Genomic DNA, 20,292 nt, shown 5'->3' with positions numbered 1-20,292 from the left:
TTTAAAATTTGGTTCAAGATCTTTAAATTTCAATTCCCTCCCCACGGGAGGGGCGCGTTTGGATAGTGCGATGGCAGGGAGGGGTTTATACGCCAGGTGTAAATTGGCATGGATGTAGACGAATTGTAGATGACCGGTAGATATTCTGTAGCCAGCTGAAACTTGCCGGCTGTTTTTATGCGCTGTAGTTTTACAAAGGGCAATTCTAACAAAAAAACACGGCTATGAAATACGATTTTGATATTGACAATTTCAGCAGGATCATTAATTCCGACGCTGTTCCTGCGCACGACGATAATGGACTGGATCTTGAATTCGGTAGTACGGAGATTAATATAAAGAAGCCATATATCGATGCTGACGGTGAGGGTATGGGCAACAGTATTTTTATTCTGCACGATAACGGTCTGAATGTTTACATGCGGATAGAAGCCGGTTTTTTGTTTACTTTTTACAGGGAGAATGAAAACGAAGGTTTTAAAAAGCTCGAAGCCAGCAGTCCGGACGACATCAAAAAATTTACCTGGCAGACCTGGACAGGGATCGTCGATTATATAGAAAACGTGGATGCCGGGCGGATCACACTTCATGATTTTCAAAAGCAGTTTGGGATATATGGCATTCCTTATGATCTGGAAAAATTATTTGAATTTGAAAGCAAGTATGGGGGAGGGAGCTATGCGGATAGTTTTTACCTGAGTGTGATTGATAAGGTTGGATTAAACACTTATTCGGGCGAAGAAAGTTTCCTGCATTCGTTTATAGAGTTTGCCACAGCAACGGCCGGTGGAAGCACCTATGCCATTTGGGTAATTAATGAAAACCTGGACAAATGCCCGGTGGTGGTTTTTGGCGATGAAGGCGGGATACATCTGGTAGCAAAAAATACGGAAGATCTGATCAGGCTGCTGGGTTATGATGTGGAGATTACCATAGATTGGAGTTCTGCCTATTTTTATAAGGGCAAGGAACACGAAGATGAGAGCGAAAACCGGGAGGCATTTTTAACCTGGTCAAAAGCAAACTTTGGACTGGAGCCTATACAAACAGATGCAGAAGCAGCGCTTGTTATACAAGCCGCCAATGATCAGTATGCCGATAGTCTGTATGATTTTTTGTTGAAATACGATATTGATGCTGAGGAGGGTTTTGAAGCGGTACAGGAACACCGGAGTTTTGAAGCATTTGAAAAGAATTTCCGGGGGAGAGAAATACCACAGGAATTGGTTTTGCTATTTGATTTTCAGCAAGAGCACGCCAATTATGCACAATATTTTCTGCTGAGAGGATATGATCCATCTGTCTTGAAAACATGGAACCAGAGCAATGCGTTTATAAGCGCGCTTATACCTTTTGCCCGGGCCACCAGCTTTGGTGCATTATATGCCCTGTGGGATGAGGGACTGGGAAAAGAAACCAGGGATATGCCTGTAATTGTACTGGACAAAGAGAACGGAATTGATGTTGTAGCCGAGAATGCATTGCAGCTCCTGCGCCTGCTTACATATGATATAGAACCCGTATTGGATGGTGAGTGTGTTAAGCTCAGCAATGATAGGGACAGCTATGCACCGAGTAATCATATAGAAGCCTATATGGCCTGGCTACACGATAATTTTGCTGCAGAGCCTACAGAAGAACCTTATGAAGAAATTATAGACCCAGCCCAGGAAAAATTTACTGATCTGTTTTGGCAATGGGAAAAAGAACTGGCTGGTAAGGGGTAAAAAACATCGTACAGAAACCCCTTCCTCCCCTTCCCGAGGGAAGGAATCGCACTGGGCTGGGCATTTAAAGCTTCAGTTATTTTTCAATTCTGCAGTTGCTCGGCTCCAGCCGAGTAACCTATATTACCCGGCCTCCGGCCGCTGCCGGAAACTCGCAGGCCAGAGGCCTGAAAATAATCATCACTCGGCTGGAGCCGAGCGACTGCATCAAGCATCGATTAACATACATGTATTTACGCCCCAAACTGCCGCAAATGATGGTCGGTATGTTTATAAGCCATATATCCGATTTGCTCTTCGGTCATGCTGCCAAAAAAGGGGTGTACAAAACCTGGGTTGGAAAAATGAACGTAATCCTCGATTTTAGAAATCCATTCTGTCCGCTCCGATACCATATCGCCATTGCTGGTAATTCTAAGTTCCGGAAGCGTAGGGGTGTTCTTCGCCAGGGGCGATTCATCTTTCATTATCCTGCGCAAAGCCATTTTGCCAAACAGGCGACCGATAAATGCTTGCTTGTACTTTTGCTTGCCCTGCATCATATCTTCCCAAAGGCTGCAATGCTTTACCATCTGGTACACATTCATTTTGCCCCACTGCGCATGGCTATCAGCATTTAATGAATTCACCCTGCCGATGAGTTCATCTTTTGTTTCCTGGTCGAAGATTGACTTCATAGGTTAGGATTCAATTTGTGCTAATGAAAACCAATTGCCAGAGTCGTCTGTAAATAAGGCCTCATAGCCATAAAACTCTTTTGTGGGTGCTTTTTTGAACACTACGCCTTTTGCTGATAATTCTTCGTATGTGGCCAGCAGGTCGTGGCAGGTAAATACAGCTGCTCCGAAGGTCCCTTTTTTGATCAGGTGGGTCATGGTGCCTACTGTTTCTTTGTCGAACATACCACCTTCAGCAACCAGGAACAGGGTTATTTCCAATTCCGGTTGTTCGGGCGGGGTTACGGTAAGCCATCGGGCGCCTTCGCCCATGGGGGCATCGGTATGTACTTTAAAACCCAGTTTGTTTACATAAAAATCGTATGCACTGGTCTGATCCAGGACATAAATGCACATGTGCGTTACTTTGGTGATCATTTTTTGTAGGTGTTGGTTAGCAGCACAAACATGAGCAATCAATCACAGTAATACCTCTTGAAAATTGCTATTTTTTGATGTAACCATGAGATTCTGCAAAGCAATTTGGAACTACCGACAGCGGGTTGATGCGGATGGCCTGTTGCTTTGTTTTTTGATCATTTTGAAATGCCGATGGCGTTTTGCCCACTATTTTTTTGAATACCGCCGTGAATGATGTTGGGCTGTCAAAACCTATCATTAAACAAACATCTGTGATGGACCTCCCCTCTGTTAATAACAATTGGGCATTGTCTATTCTCACTTTGGTGAGGTAATGATGAGGCGTTTTGCCGTATATGGATTTAAAAAGCCTGATGAAGTGATATTTTGAAAAGCAAGCTTCATCGGCTATGTTGGAAACGTCGATATTTTCAGAGAAATGATTGTCGATGAATAGTTTTGCCTGTACTATTCGTTTGTACAAATACATTTTCTGGTATTGTTCCATTGGGGTTTAAAATTCTAAACACTAAGATCGAAATTCTAAATCTTAAAATCGAAACTCTAAATTCTAAAAACTAAGTTCTAAGCTCTAAATTTTTCTGAATCAGAGTTCTAAATCCGAAACGGCGAAGCCTTCTTGAACACCGTTTTTAGCGCATGTCTTGAGCGGGTGCTTGTTGGGTAGATGACTTGTGCTTGTTCGGAAGTCACAAGTCAGCTATTGCCCTCAAACCCAAAACAGAAGACTTGCGCCAAGAGGGGAATTTGATGTAGAGACACATCACATGTGTCTCCCAGTAACGCAAGCAGTTTTATAGCCCTTGAAAGACGCATGTGATGCGTCTCTACTAAGATCTTAAAACCGAGGTTTTAAATCCAAAATCGAACATCCGATATCCGAAATCAAGATGCTTTCCAGTAGTTGCCCGATACGATGATCATATCCAGCATTTTAATGCTGTTATCGTAATAGTCGTAGTCCTTGAGTTTAAAGGCCACCAGGTAATCCCACAGTTTATTGAGCCATTGCTGATTAGTTTGATCAACCGTGGCCGATACAGCAAAAGGTGCTATAAAGCTAAGTGCCTCAAAATACCGTCCTTTGATATCATTGCCCGCTAGTGTATATCCCGCCGAAATATTATCGGGGTTACCGCTGGTGGTTGCACGGATCCAATGGTTTATTTTATCGGCGAAAGTCTTTGCCCGTCTATCACCATATAGCAAATAATCGCTGGCAATGCGCCAGGGTACGCGGCAGGCATTGTAATTATAAGAGCCATCGTATGGCGATTCGAGGTAATTACGCTGAGCCGGATGTGGATTTTTATGAACGCTGCGGATAAAATCGGGCACCAGGCCCGCATCGGGGCTGTATTGGACCTGCATGGCCGCAAAGAGGCGATAAGTATTATCGGTTACTGATTTCCATTTACCATTATGTAAAGTGGCTTCAAAGGCCTTAAAATGGCTCGGCATAAAGTCGGATGAGCGGGTGTCAAAATAATCGGCACTATCATATTCAATGGCGTCGCTCAGCAAAATGGAATGAGTTTTCTGGTTGATCTCATGTTGCATAATAGCCGCGATGATGCCCTGGGCTTCGTGCAGGTAATTGATGCTCCCGGTATTGCCCCATTGTTTGGCAGCCAGCAACAGGGAATAGGCAATGTCCATATCGCCATCGGTAGCGGTGCTGTGGTCAAGATCTTTGCAGCCTTTTACCTGTGCCCAGGCCATCAGGTAGGGTGATGTTTTGGCAGGATGGGCCTTGTAATATTGATAAAGACCGTTGAAAGTATTTTGAGCGGTTTTGTCGTAACCGGCCATCAGTACGGTGATGATCATACCATAACCCTGACCTTCGGATACACACTCCTTGCCCTTTCTTTCAAACCAGATGTAATATTGACCAGGGGTACAGCCGGGTTTTACATAGCGCTTTTTCCATTGGTCGTAAAATACTTCTACCTGTTTATCCAGTTGTTGCTGGGGTAGGTGATTAGGTTTGATGGTGCCTTTGGTGTAGGGATAATGCTGAGGGAAGGGTTTGGTCGGTTGACTCACCCGACCATCGCTGCGCTCGGTCACCCTCTCTACGCCGAAGGCGTAAAGAGGGGATTTGAAGATCAGCATCAGCAGAAAGAAAAACAGGTAAATTCCGTACCCTCTATGCCGCAAAGCGGGAGAGAGGGGCGTCCAGCGGAGCGCAGACGGGGTGAGTCGTCTGCGTGTTATATTAAACCACCTGTTCCAATAATTCTTCAAAATGTTCTTCTTCCATGCACATTTGGTTCTGGGCAAAATACACTTTTAAGCAAGCCAGGAAATTTTGTATCACCGGGTTATCCTTGCAGGTGGCGGCATACCAGGTTCTTTTGGCTACGCTGTGGTGCAGGGGTTTGGCTACTACATTTCTGTTGGCCAGGTAAGGTTTTACTATCCAATCGGCCATTACACTGATACCCAGGCCTGCGTTTACCATTTCAATGGTGGCATCGGTGTAGTGGATGCGGTTTAATGTTTTGGGCTTTACATGCTGCTCCTGGATCAGGGTTTCAATCAATGGGGTGTCCTGGTAGCTGGGGTCGTAAAGGGCCAGTATCAGGTCCTGATCCTGAAAATCACTGATATTGATCACATCTTTACTCGCCAGCGGATGATCTGCTGGTAATATGACATTCAGGCGGTCTTCGAAAATAGCCTCGTAAGTTATTTTGGTATTAATCATTTGGGTGCGCACAATACCCAGGTCCAGATCACCGCGCATCAAATATTCCAGCGGACGGCGGGTAGCGTCTGACACGATGTTGATATGAATATCGGGCCATTGGCTTTTAAAATCCTTAATAACACCGGGCAGCCAGTGGTAAGCCGTATAGCACTGCATACTGATATTGAGCTTGCCGGTTTTACCGTTCTTATAGTTGCGGATATCCTCTTCCATGGAGCGTATTTCGGCGATGATCTTCTCAGAACTGCGCAAAAAGCGGTAGCCAATCTCAGACAAATGTAATTTTTTGCCTTCGCGGTGAAAAACTTCGATATCCAACTCTTTTTCCAGTTCCTTTAACTGGTGGCTCAGGGCCGATTGGGTGAGGTGCAATGTTTCGGCTGCTTTAGTTAAAGTACCCTCTTTTGATATGGTATCAACTAAGCGGAAATGGTGGAGTGCTATATTCATTATGAATTTTACTAATGATTATGACAAAATTAATTCATTTTTTTCATACATCCTATAGGCCTACCTTTGCCGTGTATAAAATACACGTTATGTATAAGCTACCTTCAAAACAACTACTTCTGTTTTTAGGTGTTTTATTTGTCTTCCAGGCTCAGGCTCAGCAAAAAGTTTTAAACATCAAAGATGCTGAACAAATGGCACTCGCTAATTACGGTACCATCAAATCCAAAGCTAATCAGTTAAACGCTGCTAAGGCATTTCTAAAAGAAACACGTACAGAATATTTACCAGATGTAAGCATCTCGGCACAACAAGACTACGGAACGGCCAACGGTCAAAACGGACCTTTGTATGGTTACCGTGGTTTATCCGTAGCATCATCGGGCCCGGCCCAGGCCAATCAAAACTGGAACGCGGCATTCGGCTCCTTGTATTTAAGTAACGTAAGCTGGGACTTTTTCAGCTTTGGCAAATCGCATGAGCGCATTAAAGTACAAAAGAACATCGTTAACCGTGAAGAGACCGACCTGGCACAGGAGCAGTTTCAACACGAAGTTCGCGTGGCCAGCACCTATTTAAATTTACTGGCAGCCCAGCAATTGGCAAAAGCTCAGCAGGATAATCTGAACCGCGCCATGGATCTGCAAAAGGTGGTGGTTGCCCGCGTAAAGAATGGACTGAATCCGGGTGTTGATTCGGCTTTGGCTAACGCAGAAGTATCCAATGCGAAGATCTCGCTGACCAATACGCAGCAAACTGTTCAGGATCAGAGCAACCAGCTTTCGGTTTACCTGGGTATCCCTGCGCAGGACTTTTTATTGGATAGCGCTTTTGTTACCAAGCTGCCCACCACACTGGATGCTTTAAGTGCGGTGCAACTGGCAGACCACCCACAATTACGCTACCTGCAAAACCGCATTGGCGTAAGCGACGAACAGGCCAAGTATCTAAAAACTTTCAGCTATCCTACATTTACCTTGTTTGGCGTATACCAGGGCAGGGGCTCTGGCTTTAATTATGATTATACTACCAATCCTAACAGCGTTAACAGCAGTTACGGAGCGGGTGCCAATCCAACCCGGTACAATTACCTGTTTGGCGTGGCCATGGTTTGGAACATTACCAGCCCGTTCCGGGTGCATTATCAGGTACAATCGCAAAAGTATACCTCAGAGCAGTTTAAAAATGATTACGACCTGGTGGAGCAGCAACTGACAGCACAGCTGGCACTGGCGCAAACCCGTATCGGTAACTCCTTGAAAAATTACCGCGAGGTACCGGTTGAGGTTTCGGCCGCGAGCGATGCGTATAAGCAGAAATATACCTTGTATAAAAACGGACTGGCCAACATTGTTGATTTTACCCAGGCCCTTTATACACTGAACCGTGCCGAGGTTGACCGCTACATTGCCTTAAACAATGTATGGCAGGCCTTGCTGTTTAAATCGGCAGCCACAGGCGATTTCGGCATATTCATTAATAATTTTTAATAACAGTAATACACATTTATAATGGGAATGATCAAAGGGGCGCTACAAAAACCAATCACCATATTGGTTATAGTTGCCGGACTGTTTTTTTTCGGGATCAATGCGGTACGTACTATCAAGATAGATATCTTTCCTGATCTTAACCTGCCGGTTATCTATATATCCCACCCTTACGGAGGTTTTACCCCCGATCAGATGGAGGCTTATTTTGGTAAGCAGTATGTGAACCTGTTGCTTTTTGTTTCGGGCGTTAAAACCATCGAAACCAAAAACGTACAAGGTTTAACACTGATAAAAGTTACTTTTTACGAAGGTACTAATATGGCACAGGCCGCGGCGGAGGTCACGGCGTTCACCAACAGGGCCCAGTCGGCATTCCCGCAGGGCTCGCAGCCTCCGTTTATTTTGAGGTTTGATGCCTCCACGTTACCCGTTGGTCAGTTGGTGCTCAGTAGTCCCACCCGATCCAACAACGAGTTGCTTGATTTCGCCCTGGTTTACATCAGGTCGGCATTTACATCAGTTCCCGGTCTGGTAGCACCGGCTCCTTTTGGCGGTAACCAGCGTACTGTGGTGATCAAGGTTGACCCCGGATTGTTACGTTCGCATAACTTAACGCCCGACCAGATCGTGGCTGCTTTGCGCGAAAACAACCAGAACACGCCGGCAGGTAACGTACGTATAGGCGACTATAACTACCTGGCACCGGCAAATACCACTATCAAAAAGATTCCTGATTTTGGTAATATCCCATTATACAAAAATGGTGTACAAACAGTTTTTTTACATGATGTAGCTACCGTTGAAGACGGTGCGGATATCACCAACGGTTATGCGCTGATCAACGGTAAACGTTCGGTTTATCTGCCTATTACCAAATCGGCCACAGCCTCAACCTGGGATGTGGTTCAGAATTTGAAGAAAGCGCTTCCCCGTTTCCAGGCTTTGGTGCCGGATGACGTGAAATTGTCGTTCGTGTTTGACCAGTCGGTTTATGTAATTAACGCGGTGAAGAGTTTGGCCGAAGAAGGTGCCATAGGTGCGGTACTCACCGGTTTAATGGTATTGCTGTTCCTGGGCGATAAACGTGGTGCGCTCATCGTAATATTAACTATTCCAACCTGTATTATATCAGCTATATTTTTCCTTTCGCTTTTTGGACAAACGATCAATATCATGACGCTGAGCGGTTTGTCGCTGGCTATTGGTATCCTGGTGGATGAGTCGACGGTGACGATCGAGAACATACACCAGCACTTTGATATGGGTAAACCAAAAGCCCTGGCTATATGGGATGCCTGTAAGGAGATCGCTTTCCCTAAATTGTTGATCTTGTTTTGTATCCTGGCGGTGTTTGCACCGGCCTTTACCATGAAAGGTATCCCTGGAGCCTTGTTCCTGCCGTTGGCATTAGCCATTGGTTTCTCCATGATCGTTTCTTACTTCCTGGCGCAAACCTTTGTACCTATCATGGCTAACTGGATCATGGTGAACAAACACGAAGATCACAGCCATGCAGATGGTTTTGCTTTGGAAGATGAAGGCGAACCATGGGAACAAAAAGAAAAAGCCATGAAAAGGGCTTTGGAGCATACCGGTAAAGAAGTAACCCGCTTTGACAAGTTCAGGGATAGCTTTATGCGCCTGATGGACAGGATGATGCCCAACCGGAAAATCCTGGTAACTGTTTACGTTATCGTAGCCTTTGGTTTAGCCTTCCTGCTCTTTAATATTATCGGTCGCGATGTATTGCCTAAAGTAAACTCCGGAACTTTCCAGGTACGTTTACGTGCACCGGATGGTACCCGTTTGGAGCGTACTGAGATAGAAGTGGTGAAAGCGCAGCATATATTAGGTAACATAGTTGGTAAAAACCACATTGCTATTACCTCTACGATGGTAGGTACGCACCCGTCATCGTTCTCCACCAACCCGATATATATGTTCATGGCTGGTCCGCAGGAAGCGGTTATGCAGGTGAGTTTAACAGAAGATTATAAAGTGAACCTGGACGATCTGAAAGAAAAATTCAGGGATTCGATAGCGCAGAGAATGCCTGGTATCAAGATTTCATTTGAGCCGATAGAGCTGACTGACAAGATATTGAGTCAGGGATCCCCTACACCGATAGAGGTTACTCTGGCTGGTAAAAACAAAAAACAGAACCAGGAATATGCCTTCAAGGTGCTGGATAAATTAAAACAGATCAAATATCTACGCGATGCGCAGATAGGCCAATCATTTAACTATCCATCGTTAGATATTACTATCGACAGGCAAAGGGCGGCGCAACTGGGTGTGGGTTTAAATGATATTTCCCGCTCGTTGATCGCTTCTACCTCATCATCAAGGTTTACCGAAAAAAATAACTGGATCGATGAACGTGCCGGCTTAAGCTACCTGGTACAGGTACAGATACCTGAATATCAAATGGCAAGCCTGAATGATGTAAAGGAGATCCCGATTTTAGCCAATCAGTCAAGACCAACACTGGGTGATGTAGCCGATGTAAAAACCGGCATAGCTAATGGCGAAGATGATAATATTGGCGCCATACCAACCATGTCTGTTACAGCCAACATCAATAAAAAAGATTTAGGCACGGCTACACATGATGTACAGGAAGCTATTAAATCAATTGGTAAATTACCACACGGATTAACGATTGACATGCGCGGCCTGAGCCAAACACTAACCGATACATTGGATAGTTTACAATCAGGTTTATTGGTAGCCATTGCCGTAATATTCCTGATGCTGGCAGCCAACTTCCAGTCGTTCAAAATGTCGTTAGTTGTTTTATCAACGGTGCCGGCTGTATTGTTCGGATCATTATTCTTAGTTAAATTAACCGGGGCGACACTCAACCTGCAATCGTACATGGGTATGATCATGTCGGTAGGTGTATCCATATCCAACGCGGTGTTATTGATAACCAACGCCGAAGAGTTACGTAAACATAACGGCGACGCGTTGAAAGCCGCCCGCGAAGCAGTTGCCCTGCGTTTACGCCCTATATTAATGACCAGTTTGGCCATGGTTGTAGGTATGATCCCGATGGCATCTGGCCTGGGAGAGGGTGGTGATCAGACATCGCCGCTTGGCCGCGCGGTTATTGGCGGACTTATTGCTTCAACATTTGCAGCCCTGTTAATATTACCATTGGTTTTTGCCTGGGTACAAGGTAATGCCAGCACACAATCAGTATCATTAGACCCAGAAGATAAAGAAAGTAAATTTTATGTCCCTTTGCATCATCATGAAAAAGCTTAAAAATAGATCCATCATTATGCTTGCCGTATTAGCGGTAGCTATAAGTTTCCTGAGTGCCTGTCATTCAGAGGAAAAAGAAAAAGAAAGCGCCGAAGAACAGCAGCAGGAAGCGGTGGAAACCCCATCGGTTGAGCTGGTTGCGGTTAAAAAAGGAAAGCTGAGCGGCTCGGTTACTATTCCCGGCGAACTGATCCCTTACCAACAGGTTGACCTGTACGCTAAGGTGAATAGTTATGTGAAAAAGCTGCTGGTTGATATCGGTTCCGAAGTTCACCAGGGACAATTACTGGGTGTTTTAGAAGCACCGGAGATCAACTCGCAATTAGCGGGAGCACAATCCAGAATAAAACAACAGGAAGCTATTTACTATGCCAGCAAAGCTACTTATGACCGGTTAGTAAGCACCAGCAAAACTCCCGGTACCGTATCTCAAAACGATTTGGAACAGGCTGAGGCCAAGAAAAACTCTGATCTGGCTAACGTAGAAGCTGCAAAATCATCTTATAAGGAAGTTGCCGCCAACCTGGCTTACCTGGAAATACGCGCTCCGTTTGATGGGGTGATCAGCAGTCGTAATGTAAACCTGGGTGCCTATGTAGGTCCGGGTGGTAAAAGTACCGATCCGCTGTTTACGCTGCAGGATCAGAAAAGGCTGCGTTTGGTAGTATCTATACCAGAAAGTTCTACAGGTTCATTGAGCAATAAAAGTGAAGTGGATTTTACTGTAAAAGCATTACCCAATCAAAAATTTACCGCACAGGTGAAACGTTTGGCTGGCGCTTTGGATGAAAAATTGAGAGCTGAGCGTTTGGAAATGGACGTATACAATAAAGATAAAAAGCTTTTGCCGCACATGTTTGCCGAAGTGAGCGTACCATTGCCTGGTGGCGATAGCGCTTACGTAGTACCAAAAACGGCCGTTTACACTTCAACCGAAAAGGTGTTTGTAATTAAGGTGGTAAATCACAAAGCAATATGGGTTGACGCCAAAAAAGGCTTAACATCGGGCGATATGATGGAAGTTTACGGTGACATTAAACCAGATGACAAACTGGTAAAAGTAGCCTCAGACGAGATCAGAAACGGATCAACAGTAAAAGATAAATAATTAGTTGATAGGATAAGGATTGAGTTAATTCAGTTGACTGATTACTTTTGTTTGCATCCCGCTTTGCTGTAGGCAAGGTGGGATGTTTTTTTGTAATAGTGATTAAAGCGAGTGTCATTTCGAACGAGCAGTAAGGGGTAATGCGAGTGGGGGCGAGGAGAAATCTTTTACGAGCGACAAGCCGTAATGCATGGCGCAAAAGATTTTTCGCTATCGCTCAAGAGATAGTTTCTCCTCACCCCAACGTTTGATTCCACCCCGCTGTTCGTTCGAAATGACATGTGTTTTATAAAACCGCTTTTACTTCTGCAAGGCTTGCAGCATTTTAACACCAATGGCATCAGTACTTTCGGCTGAGTTGGAAAGTATCACTACTGCCAGGTTCTTTTGCGCGTTAAAAGCCAGGAAACTGCTGCTGCCGTAAGTGCCGCCGTTATGAAAGTAATACTCTACACCATCAACAATAATAATATGCCAGGCCAGGCCCATTTTGGCATCTTTGCTGAAGGTGATCTGGTGGGTTAGCTCCAAAGCTTTTCCGAGCTTGTCAGGAGCTGGTGACATGTTAGCCTTTGCATATACCAGCAGATCATTTACCGATGAATGCAGGGCTCCGCAGGGGGCTAAAACGTCAAAATCCCAGGCAGGGGTAGCCTCGCCGGTAGCATTATAAACCGTAGCGAAATTGCTGAGTCGTGCCGGGCTTAGTTGCTGGGTAGTACTTGACATTACTAAAGGGCGGCAGATGATCTCGAGTACCATTTGCTCAAATGTTTTACCGCTCACTTTCGATAGGATAGATCCGAGCAGCCCTACACCTAAATTGGAGTAATCATATCTTTCGCCGGTTGGGTTGTTCAGCTTACATGTTTTCAGATAGGCGAATAACTGCTGTTTGGTATAATCTTTATAGGGATTAAGTTCATCAGTCGCCTGAGCCTCCAGGTTGTCAGGGATACGGGCCAAACCCGATGTATGATTGCTTAATGATTGAAGTGTGATCAGCTTTAATTCGGGGTTTTTGGCGACAGAATCGGGCAGGTATTTGGTAACGGGATCGCTGAGTTTTACTTTTCCCTCATTTACATAATAAGCCAGCAATGTGGCGGTAAATGTTTTGGTGATCGATCCTATCTCAAAAATGGTATGGAGCGTAGGCAGTTGCTTGTTGCCTTTGGTTGTTTCGCCATAGTTGTAAGTGGTTATTTTACCATCTTTTAAAACGCCTACACTCAAGCCTACGGTATTGGCTTTTTGAATGTATGGGCGTACAACAGATTCGATCACTTTATCCATGGGGGTTAATAGCTTATTGGTTGAGGCAGCCTGACCCAGTTTATCAGCGGTTACCTGGGTAAATGGTTGAAACAGGAAAAGATCAAGTTTATTGTCCTGATCAAGACTCATTTGCAGTTGTAAAGTAACCGCACCAAATATCAGTTTATACGTACTTACTTTATTATTGACGAAACTAACGAGGGACGAACCTTTAATATCGCCCAGCGGGAAAAGCTGTTGATTGGCCACCGAGCGGAAACCTTCCGGCGTTAAAGTTCTTTTGAATAATTCGCCACCAAGCGCGTAAAGCGAGTCTGCTTTTTGGGTATTGAAATACTTTTGAACCAGCGCAAACACCGAATCCGTTTTTACCTGCTGGCGGCTTTGGGCATGAGCTGGTGCCAAGTAAAATACAGGGGAGAGGAAAAGGCATAAACAGCAAAGATTCTTAAACTTTATCATTTTAGTTTGATTATCAACGCTGATAACAAGCGTTGTTATATAAATGGGGTTAAGAAAATTGAACCTTTATTTTGCCTCTTATTGATCATTACGGCGTTTGCCCGGCCAGCAGGTACAGCACCGCCATACGCACGGCTACACCATTCTCTACCTGGTCAAGGATGATGGATTGCTTGCTGTCGGCCACATCGCTGGTGATCTCTACGCCACGGTTGATAGGGCCGGGATGCATTACGGTGATCTCTTTATCCAGCGAATCGAGGATGGTTTTATTGAGGCCAAAGAGCATGGTATATTCCCGCAGGGAAGGGAAATATTTAATGTCCTGGCGTTCCAGCTGTATGCGTAACATATTGGCCACATCGCACCAGTTAAGGGCTTTGATCAGGTTATGTTCAACTTTAACACCCAGGGAGCCAATGTATTTAGGGATCAGCGTGGTCGGGCCGCAAACCATTACCTCGGCACCCAATTGTTTGAGGCAGAGGATGTTGGAAAGCGCCACCCGCGAGTGCAGTATATCACCCACGATCACTACTTTTTTACCGGCTACATCACCGTATTTTTCGCGGATAGAGAAGGCATCCAGCAGGGCCTGGGTAGGGTGCTCATGAGCGCCGTCGCCGGCGTTTACGATCTGCGCCTTTACGTGTTTAGACAGGAAGATGCCCGCGCCGGCATAAGGGTGGCGCATCACCACCATATCTACCTTCATGGCCAGGATGTTGTTTACGGTGTCAATCAGTGTTTCGCCTTTACTTACCGATGATGAGGAGGCAGCGAAGTTAACCACATCCGCCGAAAGGCGTTTCTCGGCCAACTCAAACGATAAGCGTGTGCGGGTAGAGTTTTCGAAAAATATATTGGCAATGGTTACATCACGCAACGAAGGCACTTTCTTGATCGGCCGGTTCAAAACCGATTTAAAAGTATCGGCAGTTTCAAATATCAGTTCGATATCTGCCCGGTTCAAATCTTTTATGCCTAATAAATGCCTTGTGCTTAGTCCTGCCATGATTTTTTATTTCGGATTTTTTATCCTTCCCGTCATTGCGAGGTACGAAGCAATCCCCAATTTACAGAGCGGCCCTGTATAGTATAGAGATTGCTTCGTTCCTCGCAATGACGCTTTATAATATGTACTATCTATAATTAGTCTTGCGCTTCCGATACCAGCACAATTTTATCTTCGCCGTCGGTATCTTTCCAGCTTACTACTACTTTTTGCGATGCGATGGAATCCACTTCTATCCCTACATAATCGGCCGATACCGGTATATGACGCGAATAACGGCGATCGACCAACGCCAGCAATTCCACTTTTTCCGGGCGACCAAAAGCCTGCATGGCATCCATGGCTGCACGAATGGTTCTGCCTGTCCAGAGCACATCATCCATCATGATCACTTTTTTACCTTCAATAATAAAATCTATCTTGGTTTGATTAGGTACCAGTTGCGATTCGCGCCTGCGAAAATCGTCGCGGTAAAAGGTAATGTCCAGGTCGCCCTGTAAAATGGTTTTGCCGGGTAATATTTTTCTTAGTTCTTCGGCTACACGTTTGGCCAGGTATATGCCCCGGGGTTGGATACCAATGAGTACCGATCCTGAAAAATCATCGTGATTTTCAATCAACTGGCGACATAAACGTTGTATGGTGATCTGAAACTTTTGTCCGTCGAGCAGTGTAAGATTTTGCATCGTATGGGTGGATTTGGGCAAAAATAGTAAATAGTTTTGAGTTTTGGGTGATGAGTTTTAAAAGCGAGCCTTGCAAGTTCAAGTCTTATTGCTGATCGTATTCAATAATTTTAATCAACAGGGCATTAGAAATTACATTTAGTAGAACAGAAAAAGGAAAATAAGAGCCAGAGCAAACCCCGAAATAATCAAAGCAAATAGTCGGGCTTTTTTTTGTGCTTTGGAATAGGTCTTCCATAGATACATGGTCCGGGTTATAATACCTGCATAAAAAACTATTGGGGCTAATAAACATACTATAAGCAGTGCTTTGGATATTGTGTAGGGTATTACATAATGGTTAAAATTAATAGCGAACAAGAAAATACTTACAAAAAAAGATGCCAGCACTACTGTAACGCAGAGTTTTGGTGAGAATAGGGTTGTAATTAGATTTTTCATTTATCCGGCAGATAACTTTTTAAGCGCGGCCATGGCTGTGTCTGCATCTTCTTTTGCCACAAAAATATGATCATGATAATAAGCGGCCAAAACATTACAACTGATGCCTTCCTGCGCCAGGGCTGTGGCAAATGCGGCGGTTAGTCCAGTGGCCGCTAATGATGAATGTACTGTGAGTGTTATCCAGGCAGCAGTGTAGCTATACTCCAGTTGAAGCTGATCGGCGATCTCTTTTTTGAGGATAAGTGTAAAACCTTCCGCCTCTTTAAAAAGACCTAAAATATGGGCTGTATCGATGGAATGGAGAGATGATACGGTACAATAAACATAATCGCCTTTATTTAATACGGGTGTCATGTTTTTAAGTAGGGTACTGAGGTTGGTTTCACCGGTCATGATATAAACTATTTTATATGGTTAATATGGATACCAATCCATTTGATCGGCTGTTAAAGCTGTTTTCATCCAATGTTCAAAAGATGAATATTCTTTATTGTAAGGATAATTATCATACAATTGAGAAGTATTCCAGGTAAGATGCACCATATAAACCTTATTGTCCGTCATGTCGATGAATAATGTATCATTATTATCATGTCGTCTCATTACCAATTCTAAATTTTTAAGTTTATGAAATAGTGGATGATTGCTTGTTACCTCTTTATTTAACTGGGTTAACAAATCAATTTTTTCGTTATCACTTACAGTTTCCCATGGTTTAATACTCAGGTATTTTGCCGGTATGTTTGTAGTAAGCCAAATATTATCACTTGTTTGATAAAATACCGAGCCATCCTCTTCAAGCCATTTAGTATCAATTTCTATCAATATTGGTTGCCCGTGTCTTTTACCGACAGTAACAGCAGTTTCGATATCTGATGACAAATGCACAAATTGCCTTTGCATCACAAGCAGGCCGTTTTCGATAATAGCTTTTATTTTATTGATTGATGTGCCATGGTATAGCAAAGCGGGTGGCTTTACAGCTTTCTCATCTAAAATAACTTCAATAGAATGGCCGTGGGTTGCTCTTATCTTATCGCCAGTCGCACTAAATTCCCATCTTACTTTATCAAATGATCTGCTTAGTTCTTCAATCTCAGAAAATGTAAATACCTGTCCTTTTAAGGTGAGGGCATTTAATAAGTCGGTAATAGCTACCCAGCCAAAATCATCAATAGCAAGGTTCCCGTCTTCGGGATGGTGCCTGAGCCAGTAACTGATGAGTTTACTGGTGTGTTTTGTATCCTTCATAATAATTAAAGGTATAAAAAAAGCCCTTCCGAATAAACGGAAGGGCTTTGTGAGAATATTGCTTCAGTTAAAGCTTATGCTTCTTCTTCAGATCCTTCAGCTTTTTTAGCAGCTGGTGCAGCCTTGCGGGCTTTGTTTTCAGCACCTTCCATTTGCTCTTTTAACTGAGCTAATACGCTAAGATCGCCTAAGGTTGATTTTTCAACTGATTCTTTCACTTTTTTCACCGCATTGCTAGCAGATTTTGCTTCTTTTTTGCGGTTTTCAAATTCCTGTACACGAGCGTCAGCGCGAGCTTCTTCCCAGATACGTGAGTGTGAAATAACGATACGTTTGTTCTCTTTGTTAAATTCAATGATCTTGAATTCAGCGGTTTCCTCAGCTTTTACTGATTTACCATCTTCTTTAACCAGGTGTTTGGTTGGCGCGAAGCCTTCAACACCGTAAGGTAAAGCTACGATAGCACCTTTGTCAGTTACTTTCAATACAGTACCTTCATGAATTGAATCAATGGTAAATACGGTTTCGAAAGTATCCCAAGGGTTTTCTTCCAGCTGTTTGTGACCTAAGCTTAATTTACGGTTCTCGATATCAAGTTCTAAAACAACCACGTCTAATTTTTCACCAACTTTAGTGAATTCGTTAGGGTGATTTACTTTTTTAGACCAAGAAAGATCAGAGATGTGGATTAAGCCGTCGATGCCGTCTTCCAGTTCAACAAACACACCAAAGTTGGTCATGTTTTTAACTGTAGCGATGTGCTGAGTGCCGATAGCGTATTTCTCGCCAGCATTTTGCCATGGATCAGGAGTTAATTGTTTAACACCTAATGACATTTTGCGTTCTTCGCGGTCAAGTGTTAACACTTGTGCTTCGATCTCGTCACCAACTTTCAGGAATTCCTGAGGGTTACGCAGGTTTTGTGACCATGACATTTCTGATACGTGGATCAAACCTTCAACACCAGGGATGATTTCAAGGAATGCGCCGTAATCAGCAACGGTAACAATTTTACCTTTAACTTTTGAACCAACCTGAATATCTTCAGAAAGGCTTTGCCAAGGATGAGGAGTTAATTGTTTTAAGCCCAGAGCAATACGTTTTTTCTCGTCATCAAAGTCAAGCACAACAACGTTGATCTTTTGATCCAATGCCAGAATTTCACGTGGATGCTCGATACGGCCCCAAGATATATCAGTAATGTGCAGTAAACCGTCAACACCACCAAGGTCAATAAATACACCAAAGTCGGTAATGTTTTTAACGGTACCTTCCAATACCTGTCCTTTTTCAAGGCGTGCAACAATTTCTGTTTTTTGGTTTTCCAAATCGTCTTCGATCAGCACTTTGTGCGATACCACTACGTTTTTAAACTCGTGGTTGATCTTAACAACTTTGAATTCCATTGTTTTACCTACGTACACATCGTAATCACGGATAGGTTTGATGTCGATTTGTGAACCTGGTAAGAAGGCTTCAACACCCATGATGTCAACAATTAAACCACCTTTAGTTCTGCTCTTCACAAAACCAGTGATGATCTCATCATTGTCCAAGGCTGAATTAATGCGCTCCCATGATTTTTGAGTTTTTGCACGTTTACGTGAAAGTACTAACTGACCGTTAGCATCTTCCTGTGACTCTACAAATACGTCAACTTTATCACCGATCTTCAGATCAGGTGTATCACGGAATTCTGATACTGAAACTAAACCGTCTGATTTAAATCCTACGTTAAGTACCACATCTTTGTTGTTAACATTAACAACAGTACCGGTGATGATTTCGCCTTTGGTGATAGAGCTGAAAGTTCCATCATACATTTTCTCGAATTTCTCACGGTCGCTATCGGTATAGTTACCAAATTTTTTGTCATCTGCATCCCAGTCGAAATCCGCACTTGGAGTAGCTGCAATTTTTGATTTGATCTCTTCGATAGATATTGAATCAGCTTCTGATTCAATGGTTTCTTTTTCGCCAGATGCGGTAACTGTGTCCAGTTCAGCCTCTTTCGCTTTTAATTCTTTTTCTGCTTCTTGTTTTTTTGCCATTAAATAATTTTTCTCCTTTTCCCAATTTGTTAATTGGGACTGCAAAGGTAGGTATATAATTTTATTAAATAAAAGAATTTTTAAATGTTAATTGCTGATATTTAAGCCTTTTTGACCGAAATAGAGGGTTTTTCTGTGATTTTAAGTTAATCAAACATTAAATAATAGCTTTGTCCTGTTGCATTAATGGTTATTTAACCAATACTTTATGAAACTGCTTCCTCAAAATAACTATCTGAAAGCACTTGTTATCACATTAATTTATGTGGGGTTAGGTACCTTATCTGTATGTTCGGTATATCCTGATGATACCTTTTCTGGTATATGGGTATTGTTTGGCCTTATAATAACATTGCCGGTATTCATAATTAGTTTTGCCTATAGATTTGCAGATGCAAAAGACATTCAACCAGTGTTTATTATCCAAGCAATTATGCTGATACCGACATACCTGTTTGTGAGATTTGTGATCCTTAAGAACAAAAAGAAAGAACTCAAATAGCGATTAGCTTATTGGCTATCTCATCAAATATTGACATGAAATCAGGGAGCAGATAGTCGCGGTAATCGCTCAGTGCTTCATTCATTTGTGCTTCATGCTGCGGAGTAAAAGGGTTTCGCCAAATGCGCATGCAAATACGTTTTAAGGCGTAGGCTATCTGATGTGTTTCGGCGTAGGTGTGCAGGTACTGGCTGCGCTTAAAATCATCGTAGAACCTAAAAAATACACGACTGTCTGGCAATCCCGAAAAATTTAAAAACTCGCTGATCACTGCTGTTTCGCAACCGGCCAGTTGAGCGTAAAAATCATCAACCTGTATTTTACCTGTGGTAAGCAACAGATTATCAATGATTAATTCCAACGCCACATGCCCCAGAAAAAACGGCTTTACCGGCGAACCTTCAATGGCAGGCAGCAATTGCTTTTTTAACTGGTGCGAGTGTGTTGCAAAAAAATCGGATGAGTGAAAATAACGGTCGACTGCCAGGTGTTTATTCCAGCCGGCGATGATGGAATTGATATTTTTATCGGTATGGTGTAGTTTTTCGGGGTGAAGAATGATGTTTTTATCGGCATTTTTTAAAAGATCGGGTAAAACGATACCTAATATATGGTAACAGTTGTTTATATCACGATCAAAGTAATAATGCGATAAAAAATTCATAGGCGCTGTTGTGCAAAATAGTGGCTTTTGTTCAAGGTACAAAAAATAAGTAATTATTTGAAATGGATTTTACCTTTA

General features: G+C 43.3%; 17 protein-coding genes. 5 read left to right on the top strand and 12 right to left on the bottom strand.

Going from position 1 to position 20,292, the window contains the following annotated elements:
• Positions 1-224 precede the first annotated feature (224 nt).
• Positions 225-1,727 carry a hypothetical protein gene (locus tag AC57BQ_RS16090; RefSeq protein ID WP_496407257.1) on the top strand — a complete coding sequence of 501 codons (1,503 nt, stop codon included), beginning with the start codon at positions 225-227 and terminating at the stop codon, positions 1,725-1,727.
• Positions 1,728-1,960: 233 nt separating this feature from the next.
• On the opposite strand, the gene AC57BQ_RS16085 is transcribed toward AC57BQ_RS16090, so the two are convergent.
• The 5 genes from AC57BQ_RS16085 to AC57BQ_RS16065 form a co-directional block, all read right to left on the bottom strand.
• Positions 1,961-2,404, bottom strand: coding sequence for a DUF1569 domain-containing protein (locus AC57BQ_RS16085; protein WP_496407256.1), 444 nt, complete (start codon positions 2,402-2,404; stop codon positions 1,961-1,963).
• A gap of 3 nt (positions 2,405-2,407) precedes the next feature.
• The gene (locus AC57BQ_RS16080) at positions 2,408-2,821 is read right to left on the bottom strand and encodes a VOC family protein (protein WP_090467185.1); all 414 of its coding nucleotides are present in this window, start codon (positions 2,819-2,821) and stop codon (positions 2,408-2,410) included.
• Between the two features lie 67 nt (positions 2,822-2,888).
• On the bottom strand, positions 2,889-3,311 hold the full coding sequence (locus tag AC57BQ_RS16075; RefSeq protein ID WP_496407255.1) for a helix-turn-helix transcriptional regulator: 423 nt from the start codon (positions 3,309-3,311) through the stop codon (positions 2,889-2,891).
• Between the two features lie 398 nt (positions 3,312-3,709).
• A complete protein-coding gene (locus tag AC57BQ_RS16070) occupies positions 3,710-4,942 on the bottom strand; it encodes a family 8 glycosyl hydrolase (protein WP_496407254.1) in 1,233 nt (410 codons plus the stop codon).
• Positions 4,943-5,045: 103 nt separating this feature from the next.
• Positions 5,046-5,990: a LysR family transcriptional regulator gene (locus AC57BQ_RS16065; RefSeq protein WP_496407253.1), complete on the bottom strand. Its 945-nt coding sequence runs from the start codon at positions 5,988-5,990 to the stop codon at positions 5,046-5,048.
• Positions 5,991-6,079: 89 nt separating this feature from the next.
• Here AC57BQ_RS16065 and AC57BQ_RS16060 point away from each other — a divergent pair, with 89 nt between their 5' ends.
• The 3 genes from AC57BQ_RS16060 to AC57BQ_RS16050 are packed head-to-tail and all read left to right on the top strand — an operon-like array spanning position 6,080 to position 11,861.
• Positions 6,080-7,480 (top strand): TolC family protein, encoded by a 1,401-nt coding sequence (locus AC57BQ_RS16060; RefSeq protein WP_496407252.1) that lies wholly within the window; start codon positions 6,080-6,082, stop codon positions 7,478-7,480.
• Between the two features lie 21 nt (positions 7,481-7,501).
• Entirely contained in the window at positions 7,502-10,753 is a 3,252-nt protein-coding gene (locus AC57BQ_RS16055; RefSeq protein WP_496407251.1) for an efflux RND transporter permease subunit, read from the top strand.
• A complete protein-coding gene (locus AC57BQ_RS16050; RefSeq protein ID WP_496407250.1) occupies positions 10,740-11,861 on the top strand; it encodes an efflux RND transporter periplasmic adaptor subunit in 1,122 nt (373 codons plus the stop codon). The genes AC57BQ_RS16055 and AC57BQ_RS16050 overlap by 14 nt, the downstream gene beginning before the upstream one ends.
• A gap of 300 nt (positions 11,862-12,161) precedes the next feature.
• Here the strand turns inward: AC57BQ_RS16050 and AC57BQ_RS16045 are convergent, their stop codons facing one another.
• The 6 genes from AC57BQ_RS16045 to rpsA form a co-directional block, all read right to left on the bottom strand.
• A complete protein-coding gene (locus AC57BQ_RS16045; RefSeq protein ID WP_496407249.1) occupies positions 12,162-13,544 on the bottom strand; it encodes a serine hydrolase domain-containing protein in 1,383 nt (460 codons plus the stop codon).
• A 145-nt stretch (positions 13,545-13,689) separates the two neighbouring features.
• Positions 13,690-14,616, bottom strand: coding sequence for an aspartate carbamoyltransferase catalytic subunit (locus AC57BQ_RS16040; protein WP_090467170.1), 927 nt, complete (start codon positions 14,614-14,616; stop codon positions 13,690-13,692).
• Positions 14,617-14,753: 137 nt separating this feature from the next.
• Positions 14,754-15,302, bottom strand: a complete 549-nt coding sequence (gene pyrR, locus AC57BQ_RS16035; protein WP_090467167.1) for a bifunctional pyr operon transcriptional regulator/uracil phosphoribosyltransferase PyrR — start codon at positions 15,300-15,302, stop codon at positions 14,754-14,756.
• A 441-nt stretch (positions 15,303-15,743) separates the two neighbouring features.
• Positions 15,744-16,139 (bottom strand): ACT domain-containing protein, encoded by a 396-nt coding sequence (locus AC57BQ_RS16030; protein WP_496407248.1) that lies wholly within the window; start codon positions 16,137-16,139, stop codon positions 15,744-15,746.
• Between the two features lie 21 nt (positions 16,140-16,160).
• Positions 16,161-16,997, bottom strand: a complete 837-nt coding sequence (locus tag AC57BQ_RS16025) for an RNA 2'-phosphotransferase (RefSeq protein ID WP_496407247.1) — start codon at positions 16,995-16,997, stop codon at positions 16,161-16,163.
• Positions 16,998-17,071: 74 nt separating this feature from the next.
• Positions 17,072-19,048: a 30S ribosomal protein S1 gene (gene rpsA, locus AC57BQ_RS16020; protein ID WP_370998670.1), complete on the bottom strand. Its 1,977-nt coding sequence runs from the start codon at positions 19,046-19,048 to the stop codon at positions 17,072-17,074.
• Positions 19,049-19,256: 208 nt separating this feature from the next.
• Between rpsA and AC57BQ_RS16015 the strand changes: the two genes are divergently transcribed.
• A complete protein-coding gene (locus AC57BQ_RS16015; RefSeq protein ID WP_496407246.1) occupies positions 19,257-19,550 on the top strand; it encodes a hypothetical protein in 294 nt (97 codons plus the stop codon).
• Here the strand turns inward: AC57BQ_RS16015 and AC57BQ_RS16010 are convergent.
• Positions 19,543-20,214: an ACP phosphodiesterase gene (locus AC57BQ_RS16010; protein WP_496407245.1), complete on the bottom strand. Its 672-nt coding sequence runs from the start codon at positions 20,212-20,214 to the stop codon at positions 19,543-19,545. The genes AC57BQ_RS16015 and AC57BQ_RS16010 overlap by 8 nt on opposite strands.
• Between the last annotated feature and the right edge of the window lie 78 nt (positions 20,215-20,292).

The organism is Mucilaginibacter sp. BGA-UO-ETr-C110, assembly GCF_059567985.1.
Note: the sequence above shows the minus strand (reverse complement) of the source record. Positions and strands in the feature narration are given on the sequence as shown.